Source organism: Kitasatospora sp. NPDC057542, assembly GCF_042801945.1.
Classification (GTDB): Bacteria; Actinomycetota; Actinomycetes; order Streptomycetales; family Streptomycetaceae; genus Kitasatospora.
The window spans coordinates 1-6,224 of record NZ_JBHVFE010000507.1; the positions used below are offsets into that span (position 1 = coordinate 1).

Sequence of the window (6,224 nt, forward strand, 5' to 3'; positions counted from 1 at the left end):
GCGGCGGGCTGTGGGCCTGGCAGCCGTGGCGGTCGTTGGAGATCCCGCAGAGCGCCTGCTGGTCCGCGCTGTCGAAGGACGACCTGAAGCCGCTGGCCGGGCAGTACGGGAAGGCGTACGAGAACGCACCTGCGGCCCGGATCGAGACACCGACCACGCCGACCGAGCCGAGCCTCCGCAGCTACACCTGCCGCGTCGGCTGGCGCCCGGACGACGGCTACGGCAGGTCTCTCCTGGACGTTCTGATCCTCCCCGCCCGGGACGGGATCGACGCCGACCGTGCCACGGACGCCAACCTGCATCACGCCGTCGCCGACCTGGACTTCGGTCCGGGTGCCGTGGGCCTGGCCAGCGACGACCGAGATCACCTGGTCCGGCTCTACGTCCGTTGCGACTTCCAGGTCCCTTCCAAAGGCGGCCTCGACGCCAAGGCCCCGCCGTACGTCCGCGTCGACGTCGGCGGCGACACGGTCGACGGCGCCTCGCCGGCCAAGGCCCGCCAGGCGTACGCCGTTGCCGCGTTGAAGATCGCCCGGGTCGCCGCTGCCGAGTACCAGTGCACCAACCAGGTGCAGCTGCCCACCGCGGCCCCCACCGTGCCCGAGCTGCCGAAGGAGAAGGCCGATGGCTGAGCGCCCGCGCCGACGCCGTGTCCTGCCGATCGCCATCGGTGCGGCGGTGGTCGTCGCCGGCGGCGGGCTCTGGTATTGGAACCGGTCGGCACCGCCCGCCGACGTCCCGCAGAGCGCCTGCTGGAACGCGTTCACGCACGACGACCTGGCCGCGCTGACCGGCAGGGGCAACGGGGCCTCCGTCCGGCAGACCAAGGTGTCGTTCGGCGACCTCGACATCCGTTCCCTCGCCCCTTCCTGCACCGTCACCCGCAAGCGCGGCGGCACCTCCGAGGTGCTCGCCGACATCAGTACCAGTCGGCGCGACGAGAAGTTCCGGCAGGCGAAGACCAAGGCGGAGGCGGCCGGCTGGCAGCCGGTCGTCCCCGCGTCGCTGGACTTCGGCCCGGCGGCCCAGGGCTGGCTGTTCCACGAGGGCACGGTGCAGCTGCTGCTCCACTGCGAGTACGTGGAGGCGGACGGGCGGCCCACCAGCTTCCCGTACCGCCTGATCACGATCACCGGTAGCCGCGGATCCACCGACACCCCCGCCACCGAGGTCCACCGGATCCGGATGGACGCTGCTCTGCGCACCGCGAAGGAAGCCGTCCGCGCCCAGGGCTGCACGAACGCTCCGCAGCTGGCCGCTCAGGCACCTGCCGCACCGTTCTAGTGCCCTCCTGACCCGCCCTCCGCGGCCCCGGGCTTTGCCCGGGGTGGCGGCGAGCAGGCAAGATAGCCGCGTGACCCTCCTTGATCTGATGCCGAAGCCCGCCACCCCCGACGCGCTGTACGAGACGTTCGCAGCCTGGGCGGAGGAGCGGGGGATCACGCTGTACCCGGCGCAGGAGGAGGCGCTGATCGAGCTGGTGTCGGGGAACAACGTGATCCTGGCGACGCCGACCGGGTCGGGCAAGAGCCTGGTGGCGGCGGGGGCGCACTTCGCGGCCCTCGCCGAGGGGCAGCGGACCTTCTACACCGCCCCGATCAAGGCCCTGGTCTCGGAGAAGTTCTTCGACCTGGTGAAGATGTTCGGCACCGAGCAGGTCGGCATGATGACCGGCGACGCGAGCGTGAACCCGACCGCGCCGATCATCTGCTGCACCGCCGAGGTGCTCGCCCAGATCGCGCTGCGCGACGGCACCCGGGCGGACATCGGCCAGGTCGTCATGGACGAGTTCCACTTCTACGCCGAGCAGGACCGCGGCTGGGCCTGGCAGATCCCGCTGCTGGAGCTGCCGCAGGCGCAGTTCCTGCTGATGTCCGCGACGCTCGGCGACGTCCGCCGCTTCGAGGAGGACCTGACCCGCCGCACCGGCCGGCCGACCACGGTGGTGCGCAACGCGACCCGCCCGGTGCCGCTGTTCTACGAGTACCGGCGCACCTCGCTGCACGACACCCTGGAGGAGTTGCTGCAGACCGGCCAGGCGCCGGTCTACGTCGTGCACTTCACCCAGAAGGAGGCGGTGGAGCGGGCCCAGTCGCTGATGAGCATCAACATGTGCTCGAAGGCGGAGAAGGGGGCCATCGCCGACCTGATCGGCAACTTCCGCTTCACCACCAAGTTCGGCCGCAACCTGTCCCGCTACGTGCGCCACGGCATCGGCGTGCACCACGCGGGCATGCTGCCGAAGTACCGCCGGCTGGTGGAACGGCTCGCCCAGGCGGGCCTGTTGAAGGTCATCTGCGGCACCGACACGCTCGGCGTCGGTGTCAATGTGCCGATCCGCACGGTGCTGTTCACGGCCCTGTCCAAGTACGACGGCACCCGGGTGCGCATCCTGCGCGCCCGCGAGTTCCACCAGATCGCCGGCCGGGCCGGCCGGGCCGGCTTCGACACCGTCGGCCAGGTGGTGGCGCAGGCGCCGGAGCACGTGATCGAGAACGACAAGGCGATCGCCAAGGCCGGGGACGACCCGAAGAAGAAGCGCAAGGTGGTGCGCAAGAAGGCCCCGGAGGGCTTCGTCGGCTGGACCGAGGAGACCTTCGACAAGCTGATCGCCGCCGACCCGGAGCCGCTGGTCTCCCGGTTCAAGGTGAGCCACGCGATGCTGCTGTCGGTGATCGGCCGCCCGGGCAACGCCTTCGAGGCGATGCGCAAGCTGCTGACCGACAACCACGAGGACAAGGCCGCGCAGCGCCGGCACATCCGCACCGCGATCGCCATCTACCGCTCGCTGCTGGAGGGCAGCGTGGTGGAGCGGCTGCCGGAGCCGGACGCCGAGGGCCGGATCGTCCGGCTCACCCTGGACCTCCAGGAGAACTTCGCGCTCAACCAGCCGTTGTCCACCTTCGCGCTGGCCGCCTTCGAGCTGCTCGACCCGGCCTCGCCCTCGTACGCGATGGACGTGGTCTCGGTCGTCGAGGCGACCCTCGACGACCCGCGCCAGATCCTCGCCTCGCAGCAGAACAAGGCGCGCGGCGAGGCCGTCGGCGAGATGAAGCGGGACGGCATCGAGTACGAGGAGCGGATGGAGCGGCTCCAGGAGATCACCTACCCGAAGCCGCTGGAGGAGCTGCTCACCCACGCCTACGAGGTGTACCGCCGGGCGCACCCGTGGATCGGTGACCACCGGCTGCAGCCGAAGTCGGTGGTCCGCGACCTGTACGAGCGGGCCATGACCTTCTCGGACTACGTCGGCTTCTACGAGCTGGCCCGTACCGAGGGCATCGTGCTGCGCTACCTGGCCGGCGCGTTCAAGGCGCTGGAGCAGACCGTCCCCGAGGACGTGAAGACCGACGACCTCAAGGACGTCATCGCCTGGCTCGGCGAGCTGGTCCGCCAGGTCGACTCCAGCCTGCTGGACGAGTGGGAGCAGCTGGCCAACCCGACCGAGCCGCAGGCCGCCGAGGTGCGGCTGGACGACAAGCCTGCGCCGGTCACGGCCAACGCCCGCGCCTTCCGCGTCCTGGTGCGCAACGAGATGTTCCGCCGGGTCGAGCTGTGCGCGCTGGAGCACTACGAGGAGCTCGGCGAGCTGGACGGCGAGTACGGCTGGGACGCGGACCGCTGGGCGGACGCCATGGACGGGTACTGGGAGGAGTACGACGACCTCGGCACCGGCCCGGACGCGCGCGGCCCGAAGATGCTGATCATCGAGGAGGAGGACTCCGCCTGGCGCGTCCGGCAGATCTTCGACGACCCGGAGGGCGACCACGACTGGGGCATCAGCGCCGAGGTCGACCTGTACGGCTCGGACGAGGAGGGCCGGGCGGTGCTGCGGGTGACCTCGGTGGACCGGCTCGGCGGCTGAGCCGGAGCCCACGGTCCGTCGGATCCCCCCGGGAGCAAGGCCTCCGGGGGGATCCGACGCGTCCGGGGGAGGCGTCGAAGCCACAGCACCGCCACGGCGCCGCCACGGGGTCGTCAGATCCAGACGAACGGCGAGCCCGCCGCGTAGGAGAGCGCCCGGGTGGCCTCGTCCAGGGTCTGTTCGGTGCTGGGCCCCGTGCCGGTGGACGTCGGGGCCGGCACGGCCGGCGTCCCGGTGCCGCTCGCGGTGGAGGCCGCCGGGCGGCCGTCGCCCGGGCGTGAACTGGCGACCGTCACGTAGTGCCCGACCACCTCGATCCGCGGCTCGCCGCCCGGCTTGACGCCGCCGGGGGGCTGCGTGGGGGCGGTGGAGGCGTCGGCGAGGATGAAGGCGACCGCGCCGGGCTTGGCCCGCAGGGCGTCGGCGGCCTTGGCGGCGGAGGGCTGGTCGGGGAAGCGCAGCAAGGTGACACTGCTGAGCACCGGGCGGTCCTGGCCGGTGAAGCTGACGGTCAGGTAGCCCTGGCAGCCGGTGTCCTTCAGCGGGTCCTGGGTGCGGTCCTGGAGCACCTCGACGCAGTTCTCGCCCTGCCGGACGCCGTTGCGCCGCGCCTTGAAGGTGCCGACCTCGACCGGTCGTTGGGCGGGGAAGATGTTGTCGACGTTGAGGGCCTCGGGGTCGGTGAGCGGCGGCGGGGAGCCCACCACGCGCGGCGTTCCGGACGCGTCCTTGGTGGACGGGCCGAGCCCGGGTATGTAGTCGCCGGGCATCGGGCGGGTGATGATCCATCCGCCGGCCGCGACCACTCCGACCACGACGATCCAGCCGGCCGCGCGACGGCCCGTCAGTCTACGGCCCCGCCTGCGCTCCTTCCCCCCGTCGGCGTCGGCGCCCCCGCCGACCCGCTGCCCTGCCCGGCCTTCCCGGCTTTCTCCCGGAGTCGGGGTGCGCTCCCCCTGCGTGGTCATGGCGCAGATTCTAAGCACCCCCCGGGTGGCGTGGATCACGGGGTCGGGGGTTGTGGATCACCGGTTGCCGGGGTCGGCCGCTACCCGTCGGTAACCGGCGGCCCGGCCCCGCGTCAAGCGCGTGACCAGCGGCGGAGCCGTGACCTTCGACACTGTGGCAATCGGCACATCCTCACACCGATCTTCTGGCGGGTTTGCTCTGGCGCCGCTCGATCACGACCAGGCAGGATCGCCCCATGGATCTGCTCGATACCCTCACCGCCAAGGGCCTGCGCGGCGAAGTCCCGACCCGCGAGGAGGCCCTGGCCGTCCTCGCCACCACCGACGACGAGCTGCTCGACGTGGTCGCCGCGGCCGGCAAGGTGCGCCGCCGCTGGTTCGGCCGCCGGGTCAAGCTCAACTACCTGGTGAACCTGAAGAGCGGGCTCTGCCCGGAGGACTGCTCGTACTGCTCGCAGCGGCTCGGGTCCAAGGCCGAGATCCTCAAGTACACCTGGCTCAAGCCGGACCAGGCCGCCGAGGCCGCCCGTGCCGGGGTGGCCGGCGGCGCCAAGCGGGTCTGCCTGGTCGCCAGCGGCCGCGGCCCGACGGACCGCGACATCGACCGGGTCACCGACACCATGGCCGCCATCAAGGACGCGGACCCCGAGGTCGAGATCTGCGTCTGCCTCGGCCTGCTCTCCGACAACCAGGCGGAGCGGCTCAAGGCGGCGGGCGCCGACGCCTACAACCACAACCTCAACACCTCCGAGGGCACCTACGGCGACATCGCCACCACCCACACCTACGCGGACCGGGTGGACACCGTGCAGAAGGCGCACGGCGCGGGCCTGTCCGCCTGCTCCGGCCTGATCGCCGGCATGGGCGAGAGCGACGAGGACCTGGTCGACGTCGTCTTCGCGCTGCGCGAGCTGGGTTCGGACTCCGTCCCGGTCAACTTCCTGATCCCGTTCGAGGGCACCCCGCTCGCCCAGGAGTGGAACCTCACCCCGCAGCGCTGCCTGCGCATCCTGGCGATGGTCCGCTTCGTCAACCCGGACACCGAGGTGCGGATCGCGGGCGGGCGCGAGGTGCACCTGCGCTCGATGCAGCCGCTCGGCCTGCACATCGCCAACTCCATCTTCCTCGGCGACTACCTGACCAGCGAGGGCCAGGCCGGGCAGGCCGACCTCGACATGATCAAGGACGCCGGCTTCGAGGTCGAGGGCGCCGGCGAGGCCACCCTGCCGCGCCACCGCGCGGACGTCGCCGAGGCGGCCCAGGCCGCCGGCGGCTGCGGCACCGCGGCCTCGGCCTGCGGCAGCGGCGGCAGCGGCGGCGGCTGCGGGCCGTGCGGCGGGCACGCGCACGGCGCCCCCGCGCCGGAGGCCGTCGCCGACGCCCCGCCGGTC

The 6,224-nt window shown here is 72.1% G+C and carries 5 protein-coding genes; 4 read left to right on the plus strand and 1 reads right to left on the minus strand.

The genetic code is table 11. The annotated features are described in order from the left end of the window. From ACFU7Y_RS37980 to ACFU7Y_RS37990, 3 genes are all read left to right on the plus strand, one after another. A partial coding sequence (locus tag ACFU7Y_RS37980) for a hypothetical protein (RefSeq protein ID WP_380771088.1) occupies window positions 1-632 on the plus strand: 632 nt, incomplete at its 5' end. Next, complete coding sequence (locus ACFU7Y_RS37985) at window positions 625-1,284, plus strand: hypothetical protein (RefSeq protein WP_224283938.1); 660 nt, start codon at window positions 625-627, stop codon at window positions 1,282-1,284. The genes ACFU7Y_RS37980 and ACFU7Y_RS37985, both read left to right, overlap by 8 nt. A gap of 88 nt (window positions 1,285-1,372) precedes the next feature. Then, window positions 1,373-3,865, plus strand: a complete 2,493-nt coding sequence (locus ACFU7Y_RS37990) for a DEAD/DEAH box helicase (RefSeq protein ID WP_380771090.1) — start codon at window positions 1,373-1,375, stop codon at window positions 3,863-3,865. Between the two features lie 113 nt (window positions 3,866-3,978). Here the strand turns inward: ACFU7Y_RS37990 and ACFU7Y_RS37995 are convergent, their stop codons facing one another. Continuing rightward, complete coding sequence (locus tag ACFU7Y_RS37995; protein WP_224283936.1) at window positions 3,979-4,833, minus strand: hypothetical protein; 855 nt, start codon at window positions 4,831-4,833, stop codon at window positions 3,979-3,981. Between the two features lie 236 nt (window positions 4,834-5,069). On the opposite strand from ACFU7Y_RS37995, the gene bioB reads away from it, so the two are divergent. Further along, window positions 5,070-6,224, plus strand: a 1,155-nt coding sequence (bioB, locus tag ACFU7Y_RS38000) for a biotin synthase BioB (protein ID WP_380771089.1), incomplete at its 3' end; no start/stop codon positions are given.

Coding starts and splice junctions, on each gene's coding strand:
- ACFU7Y_RS37985 (WP_224283938.1), top strand. CDS start 625: ATGGCTGAGCGCCCGCGCCGACGCCGTGTCCTGCCGATCGCCATCGGT.
- ACFU7Y_RS37990 (WP_380771090.1), top strand. CDS start 1,373: ATGCCGAAGCCCGCCACCCCCGACGCGCTGTACGAGACGTTCGCAGCC.
- ACFU7Y_RS37995 (WP_224283936.1), bottom strand. CDS start 4,833: ATGACCACGCAGGGGGAGCGCACCCCGACTCCGGGAGAAAGCCGGGAA.